The following is a 26,814-nucleotide window of genomic DNA, read 5'->3' on the forward strand; positions in this document are numbered from 1 at the left end:
AGTTTTGGCCAAACCTGTTATGCTTTTTATATTTCTATGCTGTGAAAGTGTTCCAAAGAGAGATCAATAAGCTATCCGGTAATTAACTTCAATATCTCCTGCGGGAGTTTTAAAGGATCCAAGGGGAGACTATGCTGGTCTTTAGTCTTCATATTTCTTAATGTTATTGATCCTTTATCAATTTCATCGTCGCCGAGTATGAATACAAAATCTACGTGTAAGCTGTCGGCATATCGCATCTGTGATTTCAAAGATTTGCCTTCGTATGAGTAATACAATGGCAGTCCTTCTTTAGCAAAAGACTTTAAGAGCGGTACAAGGTAATTCCTTGCTCTGTCTCCCATATAAGCAAAAAAACAGGAAGGTTTTTCAGATGAAGGAACGGTTTTCATCAATAACGCCAGCCTTTCGACACCGGCGCCGAAACCTATGCCAGGCGTTGATGGACCGCCCATCTCTTCAACAAGATTATCGTACCTCCCGCCTGCAATGAATGCCTTCTGCGCGCCAAGCTCATCGGACGTTACTTCGAAAACAGTTTTTGTGTAGTAGTCAAGCCCCCTGACGAGCCTTTTATTGATAACAACATCGACACCAAAACTATTTATATATTCCAGAAATGCATCAAAATGTTCCATGCATCCGTGGCACAAATAATTATAAAGCAAGGGTGAATCCTGGCTTATCTCGATACACTGGGTATTTTTGCAGTCAAATATCCTGAGAGGATTACGTTGCAGGCGTCTGGCGCAATCCTCGCATAGTCTGTCTTTTTCCCCTTCAAAATATGAAACAAGCATATCTCTGAAGGTTTCCCTGCACGTTTTACAGCCCACACTGTTTACTTCCATACGGTAATCATTGATGTTGAGTTCGTGCAGTATCAAGGAAATCATCCATAAAAGCTCTGCATCGATCAGTGGTTCACTTACCCCGAAAACCTCAACATCAACCTGGTGAAATTCCCGGAATCTGCCTTTCTGGGGCCTTTCATGCCGGAACATAGGCCCCATGGTAAAGACCTTGCTCATTCTTTCCTTAACGTACATACCTTCCTGCAAATATGACCTTACAATGCCCGCTGTAGCTTCAGGCCTCAATGTGAGAGAATCACCTCCGATATCCGTGAAGGTAAACATTTCCTTTTCTACGATATCTGTTGTATCTCCGATACTTCTTACAAAAAGTTCTGTCTTTTCGAGAATAGGAATTTCAATCTCCTTAAAGCCCAGGATACCAAAATATTTTCTTGATATATCTTCTATAAGCCTGAATTTATGGATTTCCTCGCCCAGGATATCCCTGAATCCCCTTAATGTTTTTATTTTTTCCATTGTTCCTCGCGAAATATAGTGTAAATACAACTCATTAGTAACATATATCAGGCTTCAATTCAAAGTTTATTTGTGGGGATGGGCAATATAAAAACCGGGAAGATATGTTCTCCCCGGTTTTTATCAGGTTATTCGATCTTGGGTTACTTCGCTGGTGCCGGTGCGGCAGTCTTCTCGGGAGCTGCTGGTTTCTCAGCGGTTTTTCCTTTTTTAGCCTTCTTCGCATTCTTAGTTGCTACAGACTTGGCAACCATCTTGCCGTCTTTATCCGTGTACTTCACAAAGATTTTGTCGCCCACTTTGGGTTCGCTCTTCATCTTGGCATCGGTCACGTCAAAGGTCATATCGCCTTTCTTGTTTTTGGCAATAAGGGTCTTGGCAGCCATATCTACAGCAATGACTTCCCCTGTGAACTGTTTAACCTTTGCCTTTGCAACAGCTTTCTTTGCCGGTGCGGGAGCAGGTGCAGCTTTCTCCGGGGCCGGTGTTACCTTCTCGGTTGCAGCTTTTGTTGCTTTGTCTTTCGCAACATCCCCTGCTGCCTTTGCTTTGTCTTTTGCCGTGTCTGTGGCTGCTTTAGTTGCCTTTTCCTTTGCAGCATCTGTCGCTGTCTGGGCAAACACGGTTGTCACGAAGGCGACGCCGAGGATAATTGCAAATACGATCAATAACGCTTTTTTCATTTTCTTTTCTCCTGTTTCATTTTTATTTGACTCCTGCCTTTAATCAAAGCATTATTCATGCCAATATTGAAACTCGTTATAATTGCAGGTATTTCATGATTGTACTGTTGTAGCGTGAAGTATGATTATTCGTTATATTACGAAAAACGGCATTGTTTGTTCGTTAACTCAAGAATTTTCTCAAAACGTCTCCGTTAGTAGTAAGAATTAGCTATTTTCCTGAAAAGTACATTCACCGACTTTGCAAAACAAGGATTGTGGTGTATACTTAAAAAGAGTCGATAATTAACTATAGGGGGTACTATTATGGACAAGATTTTACGAGTCAATATGGGAGCCAAGGGCGGTCCAAAGTTTACTGTTGAGCCAATCGGCGTGTACACTGGTTTGGGGGGTCGGGCACTTACATCTGCTATTGTTTCTAAAGAAGTTCCCCCTACCTGTCATCCATTAAGTGGGACTAACAAAATCGTCATTGCGCCCGGTCTGTTAAGCGGAAGCATTGCCGCCATGTCGGGAAGAATTTCCGTGGGATGTAAAAGCCCGCTCACAGGTGGTATCAAGGAATCAAACTCAGGCGGACAACCTTCGCAAGTCCTCGCGCGCCTGGGATACGCGGCAATCGTCCTCGAGGGGAAACCCGAAGGTGATGACCTCTATACAATATACATAAATAAGGAGGGCGTGAAAATTACCGTCAACAACGATCTCCGGATGCTCGGAAATTATGATACGGTCTCAAAAATGAAAGAAAAGTTTGGAGACAAGATCGCCTGCATTTCAATAGGCCCTGCTGGAGAAATGCGGCTTCCTGCAGCGTCTGTGGCTTTCACTGACATGGAACTAAGACCGGCACGACATGCCGGCCGTGGGGGACCCGGCGCGGTCATGGGCTCAAAGGGTGTAAAGGTGATTGTCCTTGATGACACAGACATGCCCATGCGTCAGCCAAAAGATCCCGAGAGATTTAAGGAAGCAAACAAGGTTTTTATAGAGGGGCTGCTGAAACATGGCGTCACAGGTCAAGCGCTTCCTGCCTACGGGACAAATGTGTTGGCAAATATCCTCAATGAAGCAGGCGCCTATCCCACATATAATTTTAAACAAGGGACCTTCGCCGGTGTTGCGAAGATAAGCGGCGAGACCGAGGCAGCCCTTGAGACGGAGAGGGGCGGCGTACCGACCCACGCCTGTCATCGCGGGTGCGTCATCCGTTGTTCAGGGATATATAACGATAAGGACGGACACTACCTGAGTAAGCAACCGGAATACGAGACAGTATGGGCCCATGGAGCTGACTGTGGCATTGACGATATGGATAAGATCGCCATGCTCGATTTCCTCGACGATAATTACGGACTTGATACGATAGAAATGGGGACCACCATCGGGGTTGCTATGGAAGCCGGGTTTCTCAAGTTCGGCGATGCCGACGGCGCAATCAATCTGATACACGAAGTGGGGAAAGGAACTCCGCTCGGCCGCATTATCGGGAGCGGTGCTGCGCTGACCGGTAAAGTATTCGGCGTCGAAAGAGTCCCCGTTGTCAAGGGCCAGGCAATGCCCGCCTATGATCCCCGAGCGGTGAAAGGATTGGGTGTGACCTATGCCACAAGTCCCATGGGCGCTGACCACACAGCCGGTTATGCAACAACGGCCAATATCCTGAAGGTGGGTGGATTTGTTGATCCTTTGAAACCACAGGGACAGGTGGAACTTTCCCGGAATCTTCAGATTGCCACGGCAGCAATCGATTCGACAGGCATGTGTCTCTTCATCGCTTTTGCCATACTTGATCAACCGGAAACATTTCAGGCGCTCATTGATCTGCTCAATGCCTTCTGCGGCCTCAGCTTCACCGGCAATGATGTTACGGAATATGGGAAAAAGGTCCTCACAATGGAGAGAGATTTCAATATTCGGGCAGGCTTTACAAAAGAGCAGGACAGATTGCCTGAATTTTTCAAGACCCAGGAAATTCCTCCTCATAATGTGGTCTTCGACGTTTCCGATGAGGAACTTGACGAGGTATTCAACTGGTAATACGAGACGAGAAACAACTTTTTTGTTTCTCAAACCGTATTGCCATTTATGAAGAGGATGAAAAACAAAACACGGGCGGTCCTTGAAAATTGCCCCGGTGTGCGTATCGAGGCAGGAGAAGCATTATTTCCCTATTTTCGGCCTATCTTTCAGAGCGGCTTCCTCTTCCGATGTCAGGTAGGGAAAAGCATTGAGGACCTTCTTTTCCGGCAGTTGTCATTAAAAAAATTATTCGTGGAAGAAAAGATAAGTACAGTTTTCCTTGATGGACAGTGTGTCGATGACATCTCCCGGACCATTCTGAATGACGATTCCGTTGTGGCATTTTCCTCGGCCCTTCCGGGTCTTGTCGGCGCCACGTTGAGAAGGGGTGGTTTTTACGCATGTCTGAGAAATTCCATTACCTATCGCAAAAAAGACATGTCTGTTGACGCTCGGCAAGGGACTATCACCATCAAACTCTTTAACCTTCTCATGGAGGAACTGGGTCCTGTTTTTCTCAGGAAGGGTATTATCATGGGCTGTTCTGCCATCGTCGGCTTCCTTCAGGAACAGAGGGAAGCTTTCTGGAAAGAAATACATGCTGCGTATCTTGGAGATAATATTATTGCCCCCCGTGATTTATCCGCAGAAAGTACTTACGGCAATGGTGATTATATAACAATCCGCATTGATGATAGAGATAAATTTCAATGAGACATTATCATTTGGCAGACAACACGATACCCCTGGAACGACCGATATGCATGTGATTGTCAAATTATTTGCAACATTCCGGAAAGACCGGTTCGATGTGAAGACGTTTGAACTTCCCGATGGAGTAACAGTAGGAGAAATTATCGACAAGGTCAATATTCCTGTAACAGAGGTCGCCCTAATCTTTATCAACAGTCGTCACAGCAGTTTAGAAACAAAGCTTTCCGAGGGTGATACGCTGGCCTTGTTCCCTCCCATAGGAGGCGGCTAAGGATCACCCAGCTCATGGGCTTGGTGGCGAAGTGAACTGAATGGACGCAATAGCCAAGGTACGCTCGGACGATCGTTCCGCATCGACGAGATATTTCAAGGAAAAAATCCTGGCCGAACAAACGAGGTTAGATAAAGAGGGGGTACAGTCACTTCTCTTTAAGATGACGACAGGGATAATTCTATTGACATACCATGTGTAAATTAGTAAAATCCTTATCCTTAAGCAACATGAATTGGAGGAAAGATGGCACGTGTATGTGATTTATGTGGAAAAGGCAAGCAGATCGGCTTCAACGTGAGCCATGCCAACAATAGAACTAAAAAACAGTGGCTTCCGAATTTACAGACTATTAAAATTGTGAAGGACGGAGTAACAAAGAAAGTTAAAGCCTGTACAAGGTGCATTAAGAAAGGCAATTTCCAGAAAGCAGCATAATTTCTTTTTTTATCCTGCTCCCCGCATCCTTTCGACAGATCTTACACCTTTAATCTTTTGAACTGATTTCATTATTTTTTGAAGCTGCGACATATTTCCTATTTCTATTTCAAAAATGCCTGCTGCTGACCTGTCAGGGTAAGTCATGGCGCTTGCACTGATAATATTAACTTTACTTGCAGCCATGACTGCGCTGATATCGGATATGAGACCCTTTCTGTCATCTCCGGATATTTTCAGTTTTACCGGATATGTAAAACTTTTATCCAGTTCCCATGAAACTTCGACCTTTCTCTGTTCATCGTATGTATGGGTGTTTGAACAATCCTCGGTGTGTACCGTTATGCCCCTGCCGCGGGTAATGAAACCGAAGATCTTATCTCCGGGTATAGGGTTGCAGCATTTTGCAAATCTTACGACCATCCCGTCATCGATACCTTTAACCTTAATGGAAGTGTCTTTAGGCCGTTTTATTGAGCTTATCAACTGTTTTAACTTGCCTGGTTTTTCGCTTTCAGGGATAAGCTTACCGAGTACCTGATGCGGGGTATGTAAACCATAACCTATACTTGCGAAAAAATCGTCCAGTGTTTCAAAACCAAAATCCTTAGCACTGGTCAAAAGATCCCCTGTTTTCAATAGCTTGGAATAGCTCAGGTCATGTTTGGACAGCTCTTTTTCTATCAGGATTTTGCCGAGTTCTATGCTTTGTTCTCTCTGCTCTGCTTTTATCCACTGCCGTATCTTGGTTTTTGCTCTTGATGTTTTTACAAAGCCAAGCCAGTCCTTACTTGGCTTATGGGTTGGATTCGAAAGGATTTCAACTGTATCACCGCTTTTCAGCGCATATCGCAAAGGGACGAGTTTGCCGTTTATCTTTGCCCCGACACATTTATTTCCAAGTTCTGTGTGTATCGCATAGGCAAAATCTACCGGTGTTGCATCTTTCGGAAGCTCCCTTACTTCACCTCTTGGGGTAAATACATAGATTTCATCAGGGAAGAGGTCTATCTTGAATATCTCCAGGAACTCTTTATTGCTTTTTAATTCCTGCTGCGATTCAATGATTCTTCTGAGCCAGGCAAATACCTTGTCTTCTTTCGGGTCAAATACCTTGCCTTCCTTGTATTTCCAGTGGGCTGCAATGCCTTCCTCTGCAAGGCGGTGCATCTCATGGGTTCTTATCTGGATTTCTATATTTTCACCATGAGGCCCTATTACTTTCGTGTGGAGGGACTGGTACATGTTTGCCTTGGGTATGCCAATAAAATCGCTGAACTTGCCGGGTATCGGCTTAAAAAAGGCATGAATTAAACCGAGGGCCAAATAGCACTCCCTGACACTGTCTACAGTGACCCTGAATGCGGTCAGATCGTATATGTTATCCAGTTCCAGTTTTTCCTGTTGCATTTTCCTGTATATACTGTATAGCCGCTTTGCCCTGCCTGATACCTCGGCATGCAATTTATACTGGTCAAATTTATCCTTAAGCAGTTCTATTACATCATTAATATATGCATCCCTTTCTTGTTTTTTCTTTGCTATTTTTTCCGATATGGTTTTGTATTCCAAGGCATAAAGATATTTGAAGGCTTCGTCTTCAAGCTCTCCCTTTATCCATTCTATCCCGAGCCTGTGGGCAAGAGGGGCATAAATTTCAAGAGTTTCTCTGGCAATTATAACCTGCTTTTCTGAAGGTAGAAAGTTTAAGGTTTGCATGTTATGGTATCTGTCGGCCAATTTTATAAGTATTACTCTGATGTCTTTGCTCATCGCAAGGATCATCTTCCGTAAGTTCTCAACCCTTGAATCCTCCGATGTTCTTAACTGAATCTGGCCGATTTTTGTTACGCCGTCTACAAGCTCTGCAACTTCCTGTCCGAAATATTCTTCGATATCTTTCTTGCTCACATAGGAGTCTTCTATGGTGTCATGGAGTAGACCTGAAACTACACTTGGTACATCGAGGTTCATTACTGTTAATGTATAGGCTACTGCAAGGGGGTGTGTAAGGTATGGCTCGCCGGATAACCTGGTTTGACCTTTATGCGCCTGTGCAGAAAAAACATAGGCTTTTTCAAGTATCTTTATATCTGCCTGGGGATTGTATCGCAGTATCTCTTCTACAATGTCGTTAAATCTGACCATTTCCGGTCCATTTGTAATAAACGGTGGGCATATAATGTGTTGCAATTACGATAGAACCGAGTTTTTCAAAGGGCAATTTGCTGTCCAGTTTTGCCTTCGTTTCTTCTGAAATGATTATTTCACCGGCGGCTGCAAGCTTTTGGAGTCTGGCAGCTACATTAACCGGCATTCCGAGAGCTGTATATTCTCTCTTGTTGATTGAACCCAGAATACCTGTAACAACATAGCCCGTGCTTATTCCTATGCCCATTTGAAATCCTGGGTCCTCTGCTTTCATCTTTTTTACCATTTCAACTGCGCACTTCACTGCATTTTCTTCATGATTATCATGGTATACAGGCGCTCCAAACAAAGCCATGATGCTGTCGCCGATATATTTGTCAACGATTCCTCTATGTTTTAATACTATCTCACTCATCGGCTGGAAATAATATTTGTTGAGCAAAGAAGCGAGCTCAGCCGGCGGTATTTTGGATGAAAGCTGTGTAAAACCTCTTATGTCTGAAAAAAGGATCGTTAAATGAGAGATCTTTGGTTCAAGGTGCTCAGGTTCGTCGATAAGTTCATTGAATATTTCTGGCGAAATGAACTGTCTCATCCTCCTTTTTATATAATATTCCTTTACCTTCCATTTGATCTCTTTATTTTCAAAAGGCTTTGTGATAAATCCGTCTATGCCGTTTTCTATCGCTTTTATTGATGATTCCAGTGTGCCGTAGCCTGTGAGAATTATCTTTGTAATACCTTGATGCAGCTTATTTAATTCTTCGATTGTTTTTATGCCGTCCATCCCTGGCATGATGAGATCGCAGATAACAATATCAAAATTGTGAGGATTCTGTCGGACTATTGTTAGAGCTTCTTCCCCGTTTGTTGCAGATTGGACTGTGTAACCGTCTTCTCTAAGTATTCTCGAAAGCGACCTTCTTATGCCCTCCTCGTCGTCTACGATAAGGATTCCCAAGCGCATGCTATATTAACCTCATTTTTTTATAATATCGTAATGAGGGAAAAATGACAAGTATTAAATATTGTACAGATATTGTGAAATTAGACGTATAGCACGTTTCTATAAAAATCTATTTTTCGTCAGCGCAATATGCCTTGAACATTTATGCCTTTCATTTACCGCCGGTTTTGGATAAGATAAATCCATGTACAACGAAAAGGTGCAATTGGAACTGAAAGGACAGATAGAGCGGATTACTTATTACAATGAAGAGAACGGGTACACGATTGCAAAAATGAAGGTGCAGGGTAGAACTGATATGGTTGCGATAGTGGGCACCCTCTTTTCCATAATTCCCGGCGAAGTGGTGAAGCTTTCAGGTTATTGGGACAGACATCCGAAATACGGCGAGCAGTTCAAGATAGTATCTTATGAAACAATCATGCCTGCAACTGTAAAGGGCATAGAAAAGTACCTTGGGTCCGGTATGATTAAGGGCATAGGCCCTGTTATGGCAAAAAGGCTTGTGACGAAATTCGGGAATGACACTCTTGATATTATTGAGAACGAAATTGAGAGGCTCCATGAGGTCCAGGGTATAGCTGAAAAAAGAGTTGAGATGATTAAGACAGCATGGGAAGAGCAAAAGGATATACGGGATGTCATGGTATTTTTGCAGGGCAATGGGGTGAGCCCTGCCTATGCAATGAAAATATATAGACAGTATGGCAAAGACTCGGTCAGAGTAGTAAGCGAAAACCCTTACAGGCTTGCCATGGATATATTCGGCATCGGTTTTATCACAGCCGACAGAATAGCGGAAAAGCTCGGCATACCGAAGGATTCACAGATCAGGGCAGAGGCAGGGATACTCTATGTATTGCATGAATTGTCTGATGAAGGCCACGTCTACTATCCTTGCAAACCCCTTGTTAAAAAATGCAGTGAGACTCTAATGGTTGAAGAATCAGGTATTTCTTCTGCCCTCGATGCCATTACTGCAGAAAAAAAGGTGGTTATAGAGGAAGGTGAAACAGATGAAAAGCCTGTTTATTTAGCAAAATTTCATGTGTCAGAGTGTGGTGTTGCGCGACAGTTAAAAAATCTTCTTTCATTTCCTAAACAATTGAGGCTTGTCAACATTGATCAGGCGATTGAGTGGGTGCAGAAGATATTGAAAATTGCTCTTTCCGTGAAACAGATTGAAGCACTCCAGGGTTCGATAAACAGTAAGGTAATGGTGATAACGGGCGGACCCGGAACCGGTAAAACTACGATAATCAACGCAATTATTAAAATTTATCAACGGATGGGTCAGAAGGTGCTGCTGTCGGCGCCGACGGGCAGAGCTGCTAAGAGAATGACCGAGGCAACAGGGCATGAAGCAAAGACAATACACAGACTTCTTGAATATAGCCCCGGCACCGGAGACTTTAAAAAGAACGAGTCAAACACTCTGGAAGCCGACCTGATTATCATAGATGAGGCGTCAATGGTAGATACCATACTCATGTATCATTTTCTCAAGGCAGTGTCCTTGAAGGCGACTTTGATCTTTGTAGGGGACGTGGATCAGTTGCCTTCTGTCGGCGCGGGTAATGTATTAAAGGATATTATTGATGCTCGTTGTCTGCCTGTAGTCAGATTGAATGAAATATTCAGGCAATCCAGGGAGAGCATGATTATTGTAAATGCACACAGAATAAACAGCGGCGAAATGCCTCTTTTCAGAGGCGGTGAAGGGTATCTCCATGATTTTTATTTTTTTGCAATCGAGGAACCCGAAAAGGTGCTGGAAAAGATTGTGTATCTATGCAAAGAAGGTGTACCGTCACGGTTCGGATACGATCCCCTGAATGCTATCCAGATACTCACTCCTATGCATAAAGGTGTTGTAGGTGTTTCAAACCTCAATGCAGAGCTTCAGAAAGAACTTAATCCGGAAAAGGATGAAATCATCCGCGGCGGTAGAATATTCAGGACTGGAGACAAGGTACTTCAGATAAGGAACAATTATGACAAGGATGTTTATAACGGCGACATCGGCAGAGTCAAAGAGATTGACAGGGAAACGCAGGAAGTGAGGGTTGATTTTGACGGCAGGCTTGTTTCGTATGAGTATGCCGAACTGGATGAGATCGTTCTTGCCTATGCAATATCAGTACACAAGTCTCAGGGCAGCGAATATCCGGTGGTAATCATGCCGCTGCTTACCCAGCACTACATGCTTTTGCAGCGGAATCTCTTATACACGGGTATTACACGGGGGAAAAAACTTGTTATACTTGTAGGGACAAGGAAGGCACTGGCAATAGCCATAAACAACAATAAGCCGCAGATGCGCTATACCATGCTAAAAAAGCGGTTGATGCCGGATCGCAGCCAGTAGCAGGCTGTCAGCAGCAATCAGATTTGCCCGAGCATGCGCAATCAGGGGCGGTGCCTTTCATGGCGCCGCGGATGACTGCAGCGGCACAACCCACGCCTGCCGAAACAGTTATTGCTTCAAAAGCACAGTTACGGCTGCAGGCACCGCATTCCATACATGCGTCACGTTCGGCTATTGATGCTTTACCGTTTTTCAGATCAAAAACGTTATGCGGACACACTTCTGCGCACCTGCCGCAGCCGGTACATTTTGATTCATCTAACGCAAGTGTGACCACATCTTTGAGATATTTTATGGCATGTATCATGTTGTTCTCCATAAACTGATTAAATGTAGCGCGATCCCGAAGCCTGCTGTAAAACCGATGAGCGGCATGGCAAATCTCATCTCCTTTTTCACGCCGGAAAGCGATGTATATGGAGTTGCGCCGGTGTAATTGAGTGCAAGAAACGCAGAAATTGCCGGCAGGATAAGCAAATACACAATATTTTCTGTTTGTTGATTCCCGTTCAACAGGGTGTAGATAATTACGGCGATGATACACATAAACCATCCCTTAAAAGCCAGGGAAGGGCCTGGAGTCCAGGGAAGCAATGCCGGGACGAAGAGACAGCCGATGAGGATTGCTCCCACATAAGGAAGAAATAGAAAAAAGGTTGACCACGAGATCATATCTCCTGCAGGATATTTGGAAAGGAATACAAACAGAAAGGCTGCAAGAGCTATTTTCCATGACTTGACAAATTCTACAGGCACAACCGCAAGCCTTTCCATTAAAGTAAATGACACGGTACGCATCTCTCTGTCCGCTTTTAATCCGTTTTCAAGAAAACGTGGTAGATCGGCAGCCCGTACAGGACCATAGACAACTTTAAAACCTGTCATTCGTGTCACTTCATGTGCGGCTACACCGGGCGCACCAAGCTGGGGAAGGATAAGAGTCCTGTGACGGACAACGGAAGAAAGATTTACCGCCCTTATTTGCCTGATAACCTCCTCAGTTCCGAAAGTACCTTTCCCTGCAGCACACCAGACGTTGACTCCTTTGGTATCCAGCACCAGAATCCATGCCTTTATGCGCTGAAGGTTTTTTCTGAGGCTGTCAAAAGTCAGCTTGTAATTCGCTGTGACCAGAACCGGTGAATCGGCATCGGGCGCTCCGGCTGCATAAAGGCCCGGGTTGACTTTATAGTGCATTCTGCCGATTGCCCAACGAGCACGAAAGCCGCCGAGTTTGTCCTGAAAGGAAAGGTGTGTATCGATTACAGGGACGAATCCCATTCCTGAAGGATGCCAGCCGATTATCCACCCCGGAGCTTCACTTTTTTTTATCATTTTTGATCCTTTTACTGTTGTTGTCACTCTTGTCCTCTTTTTTTTGTAAATCTTCACAAGCTTTTATTTCGCAGCAGCATTCAGACGATGGGATTATGTCCGATAATATCGCTATGCTTTCTATCACGGCCTGATGTTTGGATTCAGGAATGCGGGCAAAAAGGGAAGCAAAATAAAGATTCCATTGCACGTTGATGCTGTCTGTAACCTTCTTACCCTGGGAGGTCAAAGAAATTTTCTGACTCCTCCGGTTATCTGTATCGGTCTCCCTGTTGATAAGACCGGTTATAACGAAGCCGTCTATTGTCCTGCTTAAAGTACTTTTATCGAGTTCAAGCTCAAGGGCGAGTTCAGTAGCTGTTGTAAACCCTTTTGCTTCAATAGCCAATAGAGTGTGGCATTGAGCTATGGTAACGCCACAGCAGAACGAATCTTCTTTGAGTTGTATAGCAAGTTTTTTTTCAAGCTTTCGCAAGTTTTTTCTGAATTGTTGAATTAATAATTCATCCATGTTGCTTACCTAATAGTTTCATATTACAACTATTGTATAGCACAACATAAAATATGTCAAGTTTTTTATCCGGGATTTGGCATTTTGTTTCATTATGTGATAAAATATCTTATACCAATTCGGATTCATTTATAGAACGAGCCGACGACGACGAGCCGACGCAGGCATTAGCTCACACAGTGAGCGAGAAGGGGAGGCTCCGCGAGCTTTGCTTGTGGAGGGGGCGACGTGAGCCCCAGAAATAGCGGAGTGTGAGGAGGAGGCAACAAAGTTATATGATTGAAGGCGAATTGGTATCAAAAATAATTTATGGAGGTATGAGTATGTTTAAAGGACGTATTTTTTACTGCTTTTTCATTGCAATACTTATTTTGTCTTTCGGAATCTTTACAGGATGTTCCAAACCGCCTACAGAAGAGATGGCAAAGGCCGAAAAGTCTATAGGAGATGCAAAACAAAAGGAAGCGCATGTTTATGTATCGGATCTCTTTGCTAAAGCGGAAGCTTCATTTAAGACGGCGAAAGACTACGTAGAGGGAAAGAAATATAAAGAGGCCAAACAGGCTGCTATAGAGGCTGAGGCCATTGCGCAGCAGGCAATTGCAGGTATTGACGCTGCCAAGGCAAAAATGAAGGCAGATGCCGACAAACTTGTCCAGGACATGCAGAAGGCAATTGATGATCTGAAAGCCACGGTTTCGGCTGTTCCGAAAAAGAAAGCCGTTGCAAAGGCAGTTGAAGAAGCCAAGAGCGTAATTACAAAATTGGAAACAGATTTTGCAGCCGTGAAAGAAAAGATCCAGGGCCCGAAAGTGAAAGAAACTGCTGATGAGCTTAAGGCATTAAATGATCAGATAAATGCAAAGAAAGATGAGATAACGAGCTCTCTTTCAGGTGCACCGCAGCCTGGTGGGGCACCAAAGGCTCCTGCACCGGAGAAAGCACCTGCACCACCGTCTCCGGCACCAAAGAGCCCGACACCTGCTGCTCCGGCACCAAAGAAATAAATAAATACTAAAGGAAAAAAGGCGGGTTAGCAAATTAACCCGCCTTTTTTATTAATTAAAATAAGTGTTGCATTCTTTTCTGTTTAATGGGATAATAGACTTGGAGTTTCGGAAGTATTTGTTAGTTGTAACCGCAGAAATTATTTTTTGTAGTCCCTTCGTAACACAGTTCCGTATTCTTCCACATTCTAAAAAGGAGGTAAGTCGATATGGCAAAAGGAACTGTGAAATGGTTTAATGAGTCAAAAGGTTTTGGTTTTATTACCAAAGATGACGGCGCGGATGTATTTGTTCACTATTCATCCATTCAGGACAGTGGTTTTAAATCACTGGCTGAAGGCGAATCAGTAACTTTTGATGTAGTAAGTGGTCCTAAGGGCCCTGCTGCGTCAAATGTAACAAAAGGCTAAGCCTACCAAAGAAGGCCCGGTTATCCGGGCCTTCTTTTTTTAAAAACTTTATCATTAATATCAATTCAATAAAAACTCTCCATAATACAAAATATTTCAAATAATTCCGGCAAAAACCGGTTATTTTTCTATCTTTTCAATCCAAATCATTCCCTGCAGCTTGCTGCAGGATTACTACTTTCCCTCGCCCCTTGAGGGAGAGGGCAGGGTGAGGGGAATAATCATGTTCCCCATTCCTCTGATACCTCGCAGCTTGCTGCGTGGAGGTTCATTTCCATATTTCATTTGTTCCTGATAAATCCAGAAAAAAACAGTCTATATGACAGGCCGATATTCATTTTTTTTGACACTTTCAACCTGGAAGTGGTAGACAAAAGGAAGTGATGCAATTTAAGAAAATAAATCAGAAGGGGTATTGCGATGCCACGGATAAAATTGAATGAACTAAATGATTATGCATTTAATTATACAGTAACACTTGGGCCACGTGACATTAACTATGGAGGGCACCTGGGCAATGATGCCCTTGTTTCTCTTGTTGGTATGGCGCGGGTTAATATGCTTCACTCGCTAAGTCTTAGCGAGGGAGATCTTGGCGACGGGAAGACAGGCGTAATAATGTCGGACCTGGCAGTAAACTACAAATCCGAAGCATTCATGTTTGATGAACTCATGATCGATACACATGTCGGGGAAATAAGCCGAAGCAGCTTTCGGTTGTTTCATCGTCTAAAAAAGGGGCAGATTGTTGTTGCCCTGGTGGAAACAGGCATTACTACATTCAACTATGCTTCAAGAAGGGTTGCCCCGGTACCGGAAGCGTTCCTGAAAGCCCTGGCAGAACAGGGAATTCAAAAATAAATATATCTTGTGCCGACATGGGAGCAGGCGGAAGGTAAAGGATGTTTATCATTGAAAACCTTCTATTATATTGTGTACAATAGAGCGTATGGATGAAGTACTCAACTTTGCAATGCATTGTGCTTTTGAATCCGGAAAAATTCAGCGAAAATATTTTGAAAAAAGTATAAATGTTCGCCACAAAGGGGAGATAGATCTTGTCACTGATGTGGACATGGCCTGCCAGGGAAGAATTATCGAGCTCATAAAAGCGGCATTCCCCGATGATGATATTATAAGCGAAGAAAAAAAGAACAATTTCAACGGGAAGAAGAACAGATGGATTATAGATCCTCTTGACGGCACAACAAATTATGCCCACGGGTATCCATTTTTTTGTACTTCAATTGCCTACGAAGAGGATGGACAAATTACGCTCGGGGTAGTTTATAATCCCATATTTAACGAGTTGTTTTTCAGCAGAAAAGGAACAGGGGCATATCTGAATGGCGAAACAATACAGGTGTCATCTGTCCATGATTTGAAGCAGGCCTTATTAAGTACAGGTTTCCCGTACAATATAGCCACAACTGAAAGGAACAATATTGATCATTTCATAAATTTTCTTTTCAAAGCTCAAGCAATCAGAAGGGATGGATCAGCCGCACTCAATCTCTGTTATGTGGCCTGCGGGAGATTTGATGCTTTTTGGGAACTGACCCTTAATTCCTGGGATATGGCTGCAGGCTCTCTGTTAATAAACGAGGCAGGCGGTACAGTGACGAACCTTGAGGGTAATGAATTCAGTGTTTATAAAGAAACGGTAGTTGCATCTAATGGTTTCCTCCATGAGGGCATGGTGATGGTTCTGAATGGGAAATGATTTTGGGTGTTGCGCGGTTATGTATTGCCGGTCATCAAAACGTACTTGAAAATTTAATATAATGTAATATCAGTACAAAAAGGTGGGTACATGAAAGAATATACCGTTGAAGACCTTAAACACATTGTAAGACCGGAACTCGGCAATGAAGTCCCGTTGACTCTTTTCAGAATTTTGCGAATTATCGGTATGCGGAGTATTCTGGGTGAAAGCTCGGGGGGAACACTCTATATGATGGGAAAGCATGTAGGGAAACTGATCGGCGCCGGTGATCTTGCCGAATTTAAAGACAGAATAAAGGAATTAAAAATAGGCATACCGGAAGTAGAGGCTGTTGACGAAGATCATATAGTTGTGAAGCTTTACGAGTGTATTACCTGCGCCGGTTTTGATAATACCGGCGAGATGTTCTGCGATATGGAGAGCGGCATCATTGCGGGACTGATGGAAAAAATATACGGCAAAAAGGCCAAATCAACCCAGACAAAAAGCTGGTCAACGGGATATAAATACTGTGAATTTGAGGTATTTATATATTAGGGCTTCCCGGATTATTTTTTGACAGGTCAAAAAAATATGGCAAATGAACTGGAACAACTTAAGAGAAGATTAATGGGGCTTGAGATAGAAATAGAAGAGTCGAAAAGCCTGTCGCAGACAAGAAGCATGCTTCTTGAGGCAAATATTACAGAGTTGAATGATGTTTATAAGGCTTTGAATGAAAAACTGAAGGAAATCAGGAACAGAGATGAAAGGATCAAGGCTTTCGAGGATGAGTTCAGAAGAGCGAACAAACTTTCTACACTGGGAGAACTTGCCGGTTCTATTGCTCATGAAATAAAAAACCCGCTCATTTCAATACAGGGGTTTGCAAAGAGGATAGAGAAGGCGGAAGATGGGGACAAGATAAAGGAATATGCCGGTTTGATTGATAAAGAATCCGGAAGGCTATCGAATGTGCTGGCGAAGTTGCTGGAATTTTCAAGAATGGATGAGCCCAAAGTTGAGCCGGCCGATATAAATGGAATTGTAGATGATACAGTGCTGTTTTTAGAGCATCATTTGACAAGGTTTAAAAACGTTGCACTTTTTGTTGAAAAAGATGAGACCCTGCCGCAGATTGAAATGGACAGGATACATATTCAGCAGTCTCTTGTGAATATCGTAATGAATGCAGCCCAGGCGATGCCGGATGGCGGGGATATACGCATAAAAACAGGGAGTGCCGGCAATTATATTTATATTTCTGTTGCTGACCAGGGGACAGGTATCAGCCCGGAACATCTGGATAAGATTTTTGAGCCTTTTTTTACCACGAAGAAAAAAGGAGAGGGCACAGGGCTCGGACTTTCCCTTTGCAAGAGGCTTGTTGAGGCAAACAATGGCAAGATTGAAGTTGAAAGTACAGCAGGGCAGGGCAGCATTTTTAAAATTATGCTGCCAATAATTCCATTTCTAAATCAAGGATGAAATGACTTACCCCGCTTCAGCTTGCGGGGCAATCAAGGCGGCAAGGGAACACCCGCAAGCGGGTACCCGGACGTAGGCGTACAGCAATGGTACGTCGGAGGAGACGATGACGAAGCCAACGATGATAGCGCCTTGATTTAGAAATGGAATAAGTCATTTATAGTTCCTTCCATGACATCGTCAAGGGGGATTAAAGACAGTGAACAGTGAATAGTGAATAGTGAATAGTGGCTAAGGCAGTAGATAGGTTATGACTGTTCACTGAAACGGTATTGTCAAAAGTTATCATCATATTGTTTTGTTTCTTGAGTATTTATTAGCTCTTTTCTCCTGGTCGGTCAGCGGCATGATTGGGATATTCATCTTCGGCGCTCTGCTTCGACTTGCGGTCCTCCATCGTACATTCAGTACGATTACGGCCTGCAAGGCTCACAGCCCATCCGAATCTGAAACATCCCTGCCATGCCGCTGACCACCCAAGCCTGATTCACATACACGTTTATGTGAATCAGGCGGAAATGAAGAAGGATTTCTTCATTTCCCATACTTCCTGTTACCTCTATGACTTGTAAGGGCATATCTTTACTCAACCTTCTTATCAATTTTTCATTCAGATTTTGACAATATCTATTATAATATCCAAGCCTTGAGGAAAACTACAAAAGCATTTGTCTTTCACAGAGATCACAGAGTTCACGTAGAAAGGCCGGATAAAAGTTTGTAAATATTTTGTATTTTTATTCAAAATATTCTTGAAAATATTATTTGAAATAGTGTATCAATTACAATACATGTTTGTAAATTAAAGCGCATCTTTGTAAACACATCATAGGTCGGGGCATCTTAAGCTAAATCATAAAAAGCAGTGAATAGTGAATAGTATTTAGTGAATAGTAAAAAGTGGAAGATAAGATTAAAAATTTCAAGGATTTGAAGATATGGCAAAATAGTATGGAATTAGCAAAGGTTATTTATCAAGAAACAGATTCTTTCCCTGCAAAAGAGACTTACGGAATAATAAGTCAGATGCGGAGATCTGCTGTGTCAGTACCTTCAAACATAGCCGAAGGTTTCATGAGAAGGTATAACAAGGAGTATAAGCATTTTTGTATATAGCACTCGGGTCATTAGCAGAACTGGAGACTCAGGTGCTACTTTCTGAGGAATTGGATTTTTTGAAGAAAGATAAAAACAAGTATATTCAAGCTGATATAAACGAAATAAATAAAATGATTACCGGATTAATAAAATGTCTTTAACTGTTCACTGTTCACTAACGACTATTCACTAAAATAATAAGGGGGGTAATTATGGCAACAAAGAAAACAGTGGAAAGCCCGGAATTTCTGTACTTGCCTCTTGGAAGCATTATAGTGGAAGAACAGATTCGTTCAGCCGTAGACACAACAAGCGAGTCATTTAAAGCCCTTATGTTATCAATTAAAGACAAGGGTGTATTAGAGCCTGTACTTGTAACTCAAAAAGGCGACAAGTATCTGCTCCTCTGTGGAGAACGCCGTTATTTAGCCGCCCAAAAACTCGGTATGGAAACAATCCCGGCAAGAATTGTTAATACAGTCATGCAAAGGGATGAAATACTGGCCATCCAATTGACAGAAAATCTCCAGAGAGAAGACTTAAATCCCATAGATCAGGCAAAGGGAATATTATCTTTCATTCAGGCAAAACATCCTGACAAAAATTATAATCTGGATGGGGTGATGAGCGAGTTAGTGAAGTATAACCGGAAGCCCGAAACCCTCTCAAACGCGGTGGTGTCCACAGTGGACACCATAATATAAATCTCCGGAAAGTCAATAAAGACGCTGTTCAACGTAATATCACTCTTAAAACTGGTTCCTAAAATACAAGACGTAATTTCCAGTGGAAAACTTCCTGTTTCCCAGGGATATCTCTTTGCCGCTAACCTTGGAAGTCCTGACTTTTTTACCATATTTGATGAAATAATGGAGATATCTGTAACCAATGTTAAATTAGAGAAAATGCTTACCGCATACAAAAGAAGAAAACCAGAATCAACATACCAGAAACCCATACCAATGAAAATAAAGGTTGCAAGCATAGAGGCCGCAAAGGCATATTTTGAGAAAAAGACCGGGATGTACACAAAAAATGATCTTCAAACACTTGCTGAAGGACTTAAGGCTTTCCTTGCTTCGATAGAACAACAGATTGAGACTGCCTCTGAGATTGTGCCAATAAAACCGGTGAAAAAACCTGTTCCACAAGTGTGAGGATTAATGCAAGCTGCTTTGCTGTTCCATGAAAGGCAAGGATTATCAATAGAAATGTGTCTCTTCCGGCATTGCCGGTATGGTTTTTTATAACACGTACAAAGTGAGTATATGGCCTTTTCTGTGAATCTGAGAATTATTTATTGAAGTCGAGATTTGAGGTTGGTGTGTTCATGCAGCAGCTTTCATCCCGTTATACACGCGAATGATCAGTATGAAAGCTAAAGTTATCAATTATTAAAGCCACTTACAACTGTTTAGGTTTTACAGTCAACACAAGCCTACTATTGCCACTTGAAATCAATGCTTTTTTGGTTAAACTCCTCACAACCTATATTCCGCTGTGGCGGTAGGCCTTGATGATAGGCTTGCTCAAAGCAAAACCGATAAGCGCACCTAGGCCTGAGCCTGCAATCCCCTGTAATGTCTGCATCGAAACATACCAGGGCGCATAATGGATATGCCAGATATACGGCGCAGAGACAAGGTAGAAGTAAAGATACATCGCAAGTCCTCTCAAACAGCCTGCAAAAAGTGCATTCAGTTTGCTCTCCAGGTAACCCCCTGTCATGATAAAGTATATTTCCATCACCAATCCGGCAAGTAAGGCATAGGGCCACCAGAGAGGATTAATACCCCGTGATATGAGTTGAGATAATAAGCTGTGCCCGAAAATAATCAATGTGGCTGTGCCCATTTTCGGGACAATCCGTATTCCGATAAAGAGGACCGCCGTGAAAGGTATAGAATAAGCAAAGGCATGGATAAAAGGCACCCTGCTTAACCCAAATTTAAACGGAAGCCCCGCCACATAGAGAAGGCTGCAAAACAGTGCAATTGTTATTAAGTCGTGTGTATTGAAGGCATGGATTAGTCTGTGCTTAAAACCTATGCAAAAAACCATAAAAGCAAAAATAGAGATAAGAATAACTGAAATTAAAAAGATATCCATAAATTAAACCGGTATTTAATTGCTATCGCCAGTATTACGACAGCCACCAGCAATAGTGCGCCATCGAGATGTGCAAACTTAAGTTCTCTGACCTCTGTCCTTTTGCCCGTATATCCCCGTACCTCTGCAGCAAGAGCGATCCTCCTTGCCTGCCGCAAACTGTCTATTATCAAGGGCATGACAAGATAACGAAACCCTTTGAAATTTCCCCTCATCCCTTTTAATCTCAATCCCCGCAATTTCTGGGCGATCATTATTCTTTTTGCTTCTTCTGTCAGGACCGGGAGAAACCGGATACTTACCGTAAGCATAAAACCGATCTTTTCGGGTACCCCGAGTTTCTTTAAACCCAGTACAAGGTCTGACGGATATGTGCTCATAACAACAACCATGCTCATGAGAGTCGCCGAGAAAAGTCTCATGGACTGTATCATCCCGTATGCCAAACCTTCTTTGTAAATGGCTATACCCCCGGTAAACCTGCCTATGGGGCCAGAATCTTTATTCAGCAATATCAGCAAAGGAGTTCTCGGCTCGAAGTAATAGAAAAAACCCTGAGAAATCATAGTTGCAAGGAAAGCTATTACAATGATCTTGAGGGCAGCTTTTATATAGGATAAAGGTGGTCCCATACCGAGGAAAAAGGCAAAAACCACAAGAAAGAGCAGAAAAAGGCTCAGGGGTGAATTGAGTATGACAATCATGCATGCACACCCTATACTCAGAAGTATTTTTGTCCGGGGGTCAAGGTAATGGAAAACCGTTTTTTTATCGAGATATTTCACTGCCTGCAATCCTGCCCTGGTCAATCGTTATCAATCTGTCTGCATACTGTTTTGCTTTCTCATGATGTGTCGTGAAAATCACTGTATTGTTGTTATTTGAGAGTTCACGGAGAATACCAAAGAGGTTGTGCCAGCTTTCATTGTCCAGGCCGGTTGTCGGCTCGTCAAGAAGCAAGACCTGTGGCTCCATTGCCAGTACAGAAAAAACGGCAAGGAACTGCCTTTGTCCCCTGGACAGGCTTTGCGGGTGTCGCCTCCTCGCTGCGCCAAGGTTAGTTTTACTGAGATATTGATCCACATCGATGTTCTTCCCCAGTTGTTTGGAACCAAATATGAGTTCTTCTTCAACTGAATTGGTGAAAAGTTGTTCATCCGGATTTTGAAAAAGGAAGCCGACTCTGCCTACAACATCCTCTATGGTAGGACTGTCACACTCTAAAACCCTCACCCTTCCAGTGTCCGGTCTTAAAATGCCTGCCATGATTTTTAGTAGCGTTGTTTTACCGGAACCGTTATCGCCGCTGACTGCAACCAACTCACCCCTTTTAATGTTTATACTGATGTTTTCCAGAACATTTCTCTTTCCCTTCCGGTCATAAGAGAAAGCGACATCTTCCAGTTCTACATCAAGGGTGGTGCACATATTACATTTCTTTTGTTTTATCTCCGGATTGAAAGGGCTGCCAGATTTCAAGCTATGAAAGATCTGCCCCTTATAAAAAGAAATTACCCTGTCAGCCAAAGGCAGGAGGTCTTTATAACGGTGCTCCGCAAGCAATATGGTGTGCCCCATTTGTTTTAATTTACAAATAATTTCGATGAATTCCCTTCTTCCCTTTGCATCAAGATCAGTAGTGGGCTCATCAAAGAGAAATACCTTCGGGGCCATTGCATATATGGAACTTATGGCCAGTCTTTGTTTCATTCCTCCTGAAAGGGTGTTTGTATTTGAATGCCTCACATCCACGAGCCCCATGTCTCTCAGGGCAGTATCTCTTCTTGATAACACCTCCTCTCTGGGCATCATAAGGTTTTCGCAGCCGAAGGCAACGTCGTCCTCGACCTTTAGCATAAATATCTGACTTTCCGGGTTCTGAAACACGGTGCCTACGGTCTTCGCCATCTCTAACACCGAGGTTTCTTTGGGCGGCAGCCCCTTTATTCTGATGTCCCCATGCATATCACCAGCAAAGATATGTGGTATGAGCCCATTAAGACAGTAGAGAAAGGTTGACTTGCCTGAACCGGTTGGGCCAATGAGCAAAACAAGCTCGCCTTCCATGATATCAAGGTTGATGTTTTCAAGAGCGGGGCTGCCGGCCTCCGGGTATGTATAGGTAAAGTCTCTAATTCTTATCATCGTTTCAGATTGTTGGTAAAAAGGTCGGTAATGCCTGTATAATCCTGTGATTTAGGATCTGAAAAGACAACATTATTAAGGCTACCATTAATTGAACCTGCTGCCCCTTTAATCTCTTCATATGCTGGTTTACGGTATGGAAGACCGTCTACCGGCATATAGCCGATGACTCTATACGGGATATCCTTATCTATGCTTCCGATAAACTTACCGATCTTCCTTATTTCTTCTTTGTCTATAACGTCCGGGATAAATACGCTTGACGATGAAAGCTCGATGCCGTTTTCATATAGAAATTTAAAATTGTTCAAAGGTGTCTTGTTGGACTTGCCTGTGTAATGTTTATGGAGATCATCATCGAATGCCTTAATTGATAGGGAGACATGCGATAATCCTTCAAGCCCCGGCAGAACATGTCCGTTTGTCATAAGGCGTACCTCGCACTGGAATTCATCATGGAGAGCCTTCGGGAGGACAGAAAATTCGTAATTTTCCACAGGGTCACCACTGATAATGATAACCTTTTTGGGTGACACGGATTTGAGTATTTTCATAACATTTTCCAGGTTCAACAGTTTCAGTTCTTTGAAATTAACCTTAGGGTATATCTTTTTCCAGTAACACCCGATACAACGGAAATTGCATCCTATGAAATAGAGGCTGCATGAACGTGCTACCGGGTTATAGGTTATGCGATGAATATTCACGTGAATACCTCCGATACTGTTTCTTGTTTTAAAATTTTAATGTCAATCCTCCATACCATTTTCTTCCCGGTGCCTGATAAGAGCTAAAATAGTTCTTGTCGAAAATGTTGTCCACTGATAAGGAAATTGTCGCTAGAGAGGCCACCTGATAGGACACCTTTGCGTCGGCTGTGAAAAAAGGATCATAGGATAAATAGACACCGTTTGCCCTGTCGCTGTTGTCGTCGTCCTGGTATCTCTTACCCACATATCGCCCGGTAAAACTTGTGGTCAAGGATTTGTAGACAAAAGTCCCTCCGATATTAAACATCTGAGAGGGCACATAGGTAAGTCTCTTCCCCTCGATTTGTGGTTTGATACTGCACCTGTCTACCCTCGCATCATTCCACGTGTAGTTTGTAAATAATTTAAGCCCCATGTCGAATTTCTGTTCAAACCCCAATTCCACCCCGCGTATCTTTGCCCTGCCTACGTTAATCTTGTCCGTAAGCGTTGCTGAAAGTGTTCTGCTATAGATCAGGTCGTCTATATAACTCTGGAAATAGCTCGTTTTGAACATAACCCCCTTCCAGAGCTGCTGCTCTGCTCCAATGTCCCATGACACAACAGTTTCGGGCTTCAGATTAGGGTTCCCCGCGTACGTTATCCCGCCTGTTGTTGTATATGATCCGTATAGTTCATAAAGTGTAGGCGCCCTGAAGGCTTTGCCAACAGAAGCACGCAACACCGTGTCCTTGAATGGGGTGTAGACCAGAGAACCTTTGGGGTTGAAGGAAGAGACAGAGTTGTGGGAGTAATGTTGTAAATTAATGCCCACCGAATTTGAATAACCGTCAAAACCCATCCACCAGTCTTCCCGGAAGCCGAGGTAAGCTGTGAGTTTATCTATAGGATGGATCTCCGCCTGGGCAAAAAGAGCATAGGTCATATCCTTTCCACCTGCATTTCTGGTAAACCCGTTAAATGAATTTTCGTCTTTCCAGTAGGTCAGGTTATATGACTTACTGAAAGCCCAGTCGTATCGATAAGCACCGCCGACAGTAATAAGATGTTTTTGCAAAAAAGGCTTCGTAACCTGAATGTCCACGTCCCATGACCCGGAAGGGCTCACACCCTCAGTGCCTGATCCCCCGCCAAGCTTTGTCGCTGTGGTGCTAAACGATGCATTATACCAGCTATATCCTCTATTGTAGGCTGCAAGAAATTTTACTTTTGCATCTGACACTTCTGTTTCATACCCGATTTTGTAAATATCCTGGCTCTTGCCGCCCGGATAACCTATGAATGAAGATTCCGATAAACCCCCGAAGCCGCTGAACGCAGGTCGTCCGTTGTTATATACGCAAGTGTTCGGTGTGCCATAATTATATTCATATAGATTTCTCATAAATGACAGGGTAATTCGCGAGGAGGGCGTTACATCATAAGCAACCTTGGCTGTAATGTTCTCGTCCCACCAGCCGTTTCGTCCCTTGTCACCGGCAAGATAGGCGGTTTGCCCGGCTCGGTTAGTTGTGGGGCTCCAGCCTGAAAAGGCGGCTGCAGGTTTAGTAGTTGTTACAACATAATCGGTAATATCGCCTCTCGTGCTCCGGTAACCATAGCTGAAAAAGGTACTTACCTTGTTTGCGAATTTATCACCGTAGGAGCCGTAGGCAGTCCAGAGATCATCTGAGCCGTAGCCGCCCTTCAATGTGATCTCCTGTTTTTCAGGCATCTTTGTGATGAAATTGACGACGCCACCCATGGCATAGCCGCCGTAAAGGCTTGACGAAGGGCCTCTTACAACTTCAACTCTTTCCAGATTTTCCGGGGCGATACCGCCGAATGTAACCGTGCCGTCGTAGGCCCTGTTGAGGGAAATGCCGTCAAGCATGACTAATGTCCGTTGTTGTCCGGGCATGCCTCTTAAGGTTATGGCTGCCTGGGTGTCCATAATCCCCTTGCCACGTCTTTCGAAAACGCCAGGGAGTTCATTTGCTGCTTGGTCGATAGCCTGAATGTTTCTTTCCTCAACCTCAGCTTTAGTCACCACGCTTGTAGATGCAGGCGCTTCAGAAATATCTTTTTCCGTTCTCGTGGCTGTTACTACAATCTCATCAAGTTTAAATATCTTTTTGTCTTTGATGGTCGTTTTCATTTTTTCCTCAGCAAAAGCAGTTGTAACGGTAAATAATAAAGCTATTACATATAAGAATAATTGCTTCCTTAACATTCTCGTTGAACCTCCTCTTTTTTTTCACCTCCCTTCATGGTATTATGAACATGGAGGTGGAGTTGCCAAATACATCAAGGCGAACAGACATCCTGCCAAGGTTATTGTCTGTCCGTCTTAGCGCGCTTCACCTCCTTTTCTTAAAATCAAATAATAGTCATTTATGGCAATAACAGCAGTAAGGAGAAGTATGAAAAGAAAAAACTCCCTGCCAGTGCCGGCATCTTTTCTAAACATTTGGATAATAGCCAGTGCCACGTTTAGTAATTATGTGCCACGATATGATAAAAAAATATTACTACTCAATTCTCTCCCCTGTGCTGGACATGCTCAATGTCCCATGCTTGACGCCTTTGATAGATTTGAGCGTATCGGCAAGGACCTGGACATCACGTGGGCTTCCTTTTACAGCGAGAATTTCCAAGCAATTGTCATGGTCCAGATGAATATGTTGGGTACATATAATCAGTTTCTGGTAATCATGCTGTATGTCGGTGATCTTGTTCAGAAGGTCTTTTTTGTGATGGTCGTATATGAGTGTTATTGCACCTGCCACTTCATTCCCCTGGAGCCATTCCTTTTTTATCAACTCTTGCCGTATCATATCCCGAAATGCCTCGGAACGGTTGTTGTAGTTTTTCTCCCTAATAAGGGTATCAAACTTTTCGAGCAGTTTCTTTTCTAAAGATACTCCAAACCTGAATAAGTCAGACATGATTTTCCCCAAGTAGTATTAATATAAAATAAGTAGCACAGTACATCGAAAATGTAAAATATAAAACGCATTGATAGCTACTTGTGTGTAAAAAACCCTGATGAATAACATCTTTTTTGGGATATTGATTGCTACTTACAATGTTGTACGGTGAGAATAAGCGCTAAACACACGACAACAGGAATACAGCCGTATTCTGCAGAAACAGAAAAAATCTGCCGGGGCTCTGCACATTACATACGGTTATCAACAAATCCATGCGGGGACCTGATGTAAAGGTTTGTATTTGAAAGCGAGTGTCTTTCTTATTTTATCGAATCTATTGATCGCAGGAAGTTCTCAATACACAAAGCAGAAACTGCGAAGCATGAAGTGTGAGAAGTGCTGTATTTAAGGCAACAACCGCGAAGCTTGCTTC

The 26,814-nt window shown here is 43.2% G+C and carries 27 protein-coding genes and 1 pseudogene; 14 read left to right on the forward strand and 14 right to left on the reverse strand.

All coding sequences use genetic code 11. The features are described from left to right. Positions 1–71: 71 nt before the first annotated feature. A complete protein-coding gene (hisS, locus tag NT010_05765) occupies positions 72–1,334 on the reverse strand; it encodes a histidine--tRNA ligase (protein ID MCX5805563.1) in 1,263 nt (420 codons plus the stop codon). Positions 1,335–1,477: 143 nt separating this feature from the next. After that, on the reverse strand, positions 1,478–2,017 hold the full coding sequence (locus NT010_05770; protein ID MCX5805564.1) for a hypothetical protein: 540 nt from the start codon (positions 2,015–2,017) through the stop codon (positions 1,478–1,480). Between the two features lie 306 nt (positions 2,018–2,323). Between NT010_05770 and NT010_05775 the strand changes: the two genes are divergently transcribed. The 4 genes from NT010_05775 to rpmB all read left to right on the forward strand — a co-directional run bounded on the left by NT010_05775 (position 2,324) and on the right by rpmB (position 5,465). Further along, positions 2,324–4,060 carry an aldehyde ferredoxin oxidoreductase gene (locus NT010_05775; GenBank protein MCX5805565.1) on the forward strand — a complete coding sequence of 579 codons (1,737 nt, stop codon included), beginning with the start codon at positions 2,324–2,326 and terminating at the stop codon, positions 4,058–4,060. 57 nt (positions 4,061–4,117) lie between these two features. Next, complete coding sequence (locus NT010_05780) at positions 4,118–4,756, forward strand: hypothetical protein (protein ID MCX5805566.1); 639 nt, start codon at positions 4,118–4,120, stop codon at positions 4,754–4,756. Further along, a complete protein-coding gene (locus NT010_05785; GenBank protein ID MCX5805567.1) occupies positions 4,734–5,027 on the forward strand; it encodes a MoaD/ThiS family protein in 294 nt (97 codons plus the stop codon). Before NT010_05780 ends, NT010_05785 begins: the two co-directional genes overlap by 23 nt. Positions 5,028–5,273: 246 nt before the next feature. Continuing rightward, positions 5,274–5,465: a 50S ribosomal protein L28 gene (rpmB, locus tag NT010_05790; protein MCX5805568.1), complete on the forward strand. Its 192-nt coding sequence runs from the start codon at positions 5,274–5,276 to the stop codon at positions 5,463–5,465. A 9-nt stretch (positions 5,466–5,474) separates the two neighbouring features. On the opposite strand, the gene NT010_05795 is transcribed toward rpmB, so the two are convergent. Together NT010_05795 and NT010_05800 are read right to left on the reverse strand one after the other, a co-directional pair. Beyond that, a complete protein-coding gene (locus NT010_05795) occupies positions 5,475–7,613 on the reverse strand; it encodes a bifunctional (p)ppGpp synthetase/guanosine-3',5'-bis(diphosphate) 3'-pyrophosphohydrolase (protein MCX5805569.1) in 2,139 nt (712 codons plus the stop codon). Next, positions 7,600–8,583: a response regulator gene (locus NT010_05800; protein MCX5805570.1), complete on the reverse strand. Its 984-nt coding sequence runs from the start codon at positions 8,581–8,583 to the stop codon at positions 7,600–7,602. The genes NT010_05795 and NT010_05800 overlap by 14 nt, the downstream gene beginning before the upstream one ends. Before the next feature lie 184 nt (positions 8,584–8,767). Between NT010_05800 and NT010_05805 the strand changes: the two genes are divergently transcribed. Further along, positions 8,768–10,951: an ATP-dependent RecD-like DNA helicase gene (locus NT010_05805; GenBank protein MCX5805571.1), complete on the forward strand. Its 2,184-nt coding sequence runs from the start codon at positions 8,768–8,770 to the stop codon at positions 10,949–10,951. Positions 10,952–10,958: 7 nt separating this feature from the next. Here NT010_05805 and hgcB read toward each other — a convergent pair whose 3' ends face one another. The 3 genes from hgcB to NT010_05820 are packed head-to-tail and all read right to left on the reverse strand — an operon-like array spanning position 10,959 to position 12,797. Further along, the gene (gene hgcB / locus NT010_05810) at positions 10,959–11,258 is read right to left on the reverse strand and encodes a mercury methylation ferredoxin HgcB (protein ID MCX5805572.1); all 300 of its coding nucleotides are present in this window, start codon (positions 11,256–11,258) and stop codon (positions 10,959–10,961) included. Then, positions 11,255–12,313 carry a mercury methylation corrinoid protein HgcA gene (gene hgcA, locus NT010_05815; GenBank protein MCX5805573.1) on the reverse strand — a complete coding sequence of 353 codons (1,059 nt, stop codon included), beginning with the start codon at positions 12,311–12,313 and terminating at the stop codon, positions 11,255–11,257. The genes hgcB and hgcA overlap by 4 nt, the downstream gene beginning before the upstream one ends. Continuing rightward, positions 12,270–12,797, reverse strand: a complete 528-nt coding sequence (locus NT010_05820; protein ID MCX5805574.1) for a MarR family transcriptional regulator — start codon at positions 12,795–12,797, stop codon at positions 12,270–12,272. Before NT010_05820 ends, hgcA begins: the two co-directional genes overlap by 44 nt. A gap of 275 nt (positions 12,798–13,072) precedes the next feature. On the opposite strand from NT010_05820, the gene NT010_05825 reads away from it, so the two are divergent. From NT010_05825 to NT010_05850, 6 genes are all read left to right on the forward strand, one after another. Further along, complete coding sequence (locus tag NT010_05825; protein MCX5805575.1) at positions 13,073–13,804, forward strand: hypothetical protein; 732 nt, start codon at positions 13,073–13,075, stop codon at positions 13,802–13,804. Between the two features lie 209 nt (positions 13,805–14,013). Beyond that, positions 14,014–14,214, forward strand: a complete 201-nt coding sequence (locus tag NT010_05830) for a cold-shock protein (GenBank protein MCX5805576.1) — start codon at positions 14,014–14,016, stop codon at positions 14,212–14,214. Positions 14,215–14,634: 420 nt separating this feature from the next. Beyond that, positions 14,635–15,075 carry a thioesterase family protein gene (locus tag NT010_05835; GenBank protein ID MCX5805577.1) on the forward strand — a complete coding sequence of 147 codons (441 nt, stop codon included), beginning with the start codon at positions 14,635–14,637 and terminating at the stop codon, positions 15,073–15,075. Between the two features lie 88 nt (positions 15,076–15,163). Then, entirely contained in the window at positions 15,164–15,937 is a 774-nt protein-coding gene (locus tag NT010_05840; GenBank protein MCX5805578.1) for an inositol monophosphatase family protein, read from the forward strand. Between the two features lie 90 nt (positions 15,938–16,027). After that, positions 16,028–16,477 (forward strand): hypothetical protein, encoded by a 450-nt coding sequence (locus NT010_05845; protein ID MCX5805579.1) that lies wholly within the window; start codon positions 16,028–16,030, stop codon positions 16,475–16,477. A 36-nt stretch (positions 16,478–16,513) separates the two neighbouring features. Further along, a complete protein-coding gene (locus NT010_05850; GenBank protein ID MCX5805580.1) occupies positions 16,514–17,407 on the forward strand; it encodes an ATP-binding protein in 894 nt (297 codons plus the stop codon). Between the two features lie 413 nt (positions 17,408–17,820). On the opposite strand, the gene NT010_05855 is transcribed toward NT010_05850, so the two are convergent. Further along, positions 17,821–17,985, reverse strand: coding sequence for a hypothetical protein (locus tag NT010_05855; GenBank protein MCX5805581.1), 165 nt, complete (start codon positions 17,983–17,985; stop codon positions 17,821–17,823). A gap of 322 nt (positions 17,986–18,307) precedes the next feature. Between NT010_05855 and NT010_05860 the strand changes: the two are divergent. The 3 genes and pseudogenes from NT010_05860 to NT010_05870 all read left to right on the forward strand — a co-directional run bounded on the left by NT010_05860 (position 18,308) and on the right by NT010_05870 (position 19,662). Continuing rightward, positions 18,308–18,666 (forward strand): annotated as a pseudogene (locus NT010_05860) (four helix bundle protein). A 51-nt stretch (positions 18,667–18,717) separates the two neighbouring features. After that, on the forward strand, positions 18,718–19,209 hold the full coding sequence (locus tag NT010_05865) for a ParB/RepB/Spo0J family partition protein (protein MCX5805582.1): 492 nt from the start codon (positions 18,718–18,720) through the stop codon (positions 19,207–19,209). A 165-nt stretch (positions 19,210–19,374) separates the two neighbouring features. After that, positions 19,375–19,662: a hypothetical protein gene (locus NT010_05870; protein MCX5805583.1), complete on the forward strand. Its 288-nt coding sequence runs from the start codon at positions 19,375–19,377 to the stop codon at positions 19,660–19,662. A 331-nt stretch (positions 19,663–19,993) separates the two neighbouring features. Here NT010_05870 and NT010_05875 read toward each other — a convergent pair whose 3' ends face one another. The 6 genes from NT010_05875 to nikR form a co-directional block, all read right to left on the reverse strand. Next, entirely contained in the window at positions 19,994–20,614 is a 621-nt protein-coding gene (locus tag NT010_05875) for a hypothetical protein (GenBank protein ID MCX5805584.1), read from the reverse strand. Then, complete coding sequence (locus NT010_05880) at positions 20,599–21,399, reverse strand: energy-coupling factor transporter transmembrane component T (GenBank protein ID MCX5805585.1); 801 nt, start codon at positions 21,397–21,399, stop codon at positions 20,599–20,601. Before NT010_05880 ends, NT010_05875 begins: the two co-directional genes overlap by 16 nt. Beyond that, complete coding sequence (locus NT010_05885; protein ID MCX5805586.1) at positions 21,383–22,759, reverse strand: ABC transporter ATP-binding protein; 1,377 nt, start codon at positions 22,757–22,759, stop codon at positions 21,383–21,385. Before NT010_05885 ends, NT010_05880 begins: the two co-directional genes overlap by 17 nt. After that, positions 22,756–23,466, reverse strand: a complete 711-nt coding sequence (locus NT010_05890) for a radical SAM protein (GenBank protein MCX5805587.1) — start codon at positions 23,464–23,466, stop codon at positions 22,756–22,758. The genes NT010_05885 and NT010_05890 overlap by 4 nt, the downstream gene beginning before the upstream one ends. Before the next feature lie 28 nt (positions 23,467–23,494). After that, the gene (locus tag NT010_05895; protein ID MCX5805588.1) at positions 23,495–25,606 is read right to left on the reverse strand and encodes a TonB-dependent receptor; all 2,112 of its coding nucleotides are present in this window, start codon (positions 25,604–25,606) and stop codon (positions 23,495–23,497) included. A gap of 373 nt (positions 25,607–25,979) precedes the next feature. Beyond that, entirely contained in the window at positions 25,980–26,396 is a 417-nt protein-coding gene (gene nikR / locus NT010_05900; protein ID MCX5805589.1) for a nickel-responsive transcriptional regulator NikR, read from the reverse strand. Between the last annotated feature and the right edge of the window lie 418 nt (positions 26,397–26,814).

The sequence above is a fragment of the Pseudomonadota bacterium genome, from assembly GCA_026388275.1.
Classification (GTDB): domain Bacteria; phylum Desulfobacterota; class Syntrophorhabdia; order Syntrophorhabdales; family Syntrophorhabdaceae; genus JAPLKB01.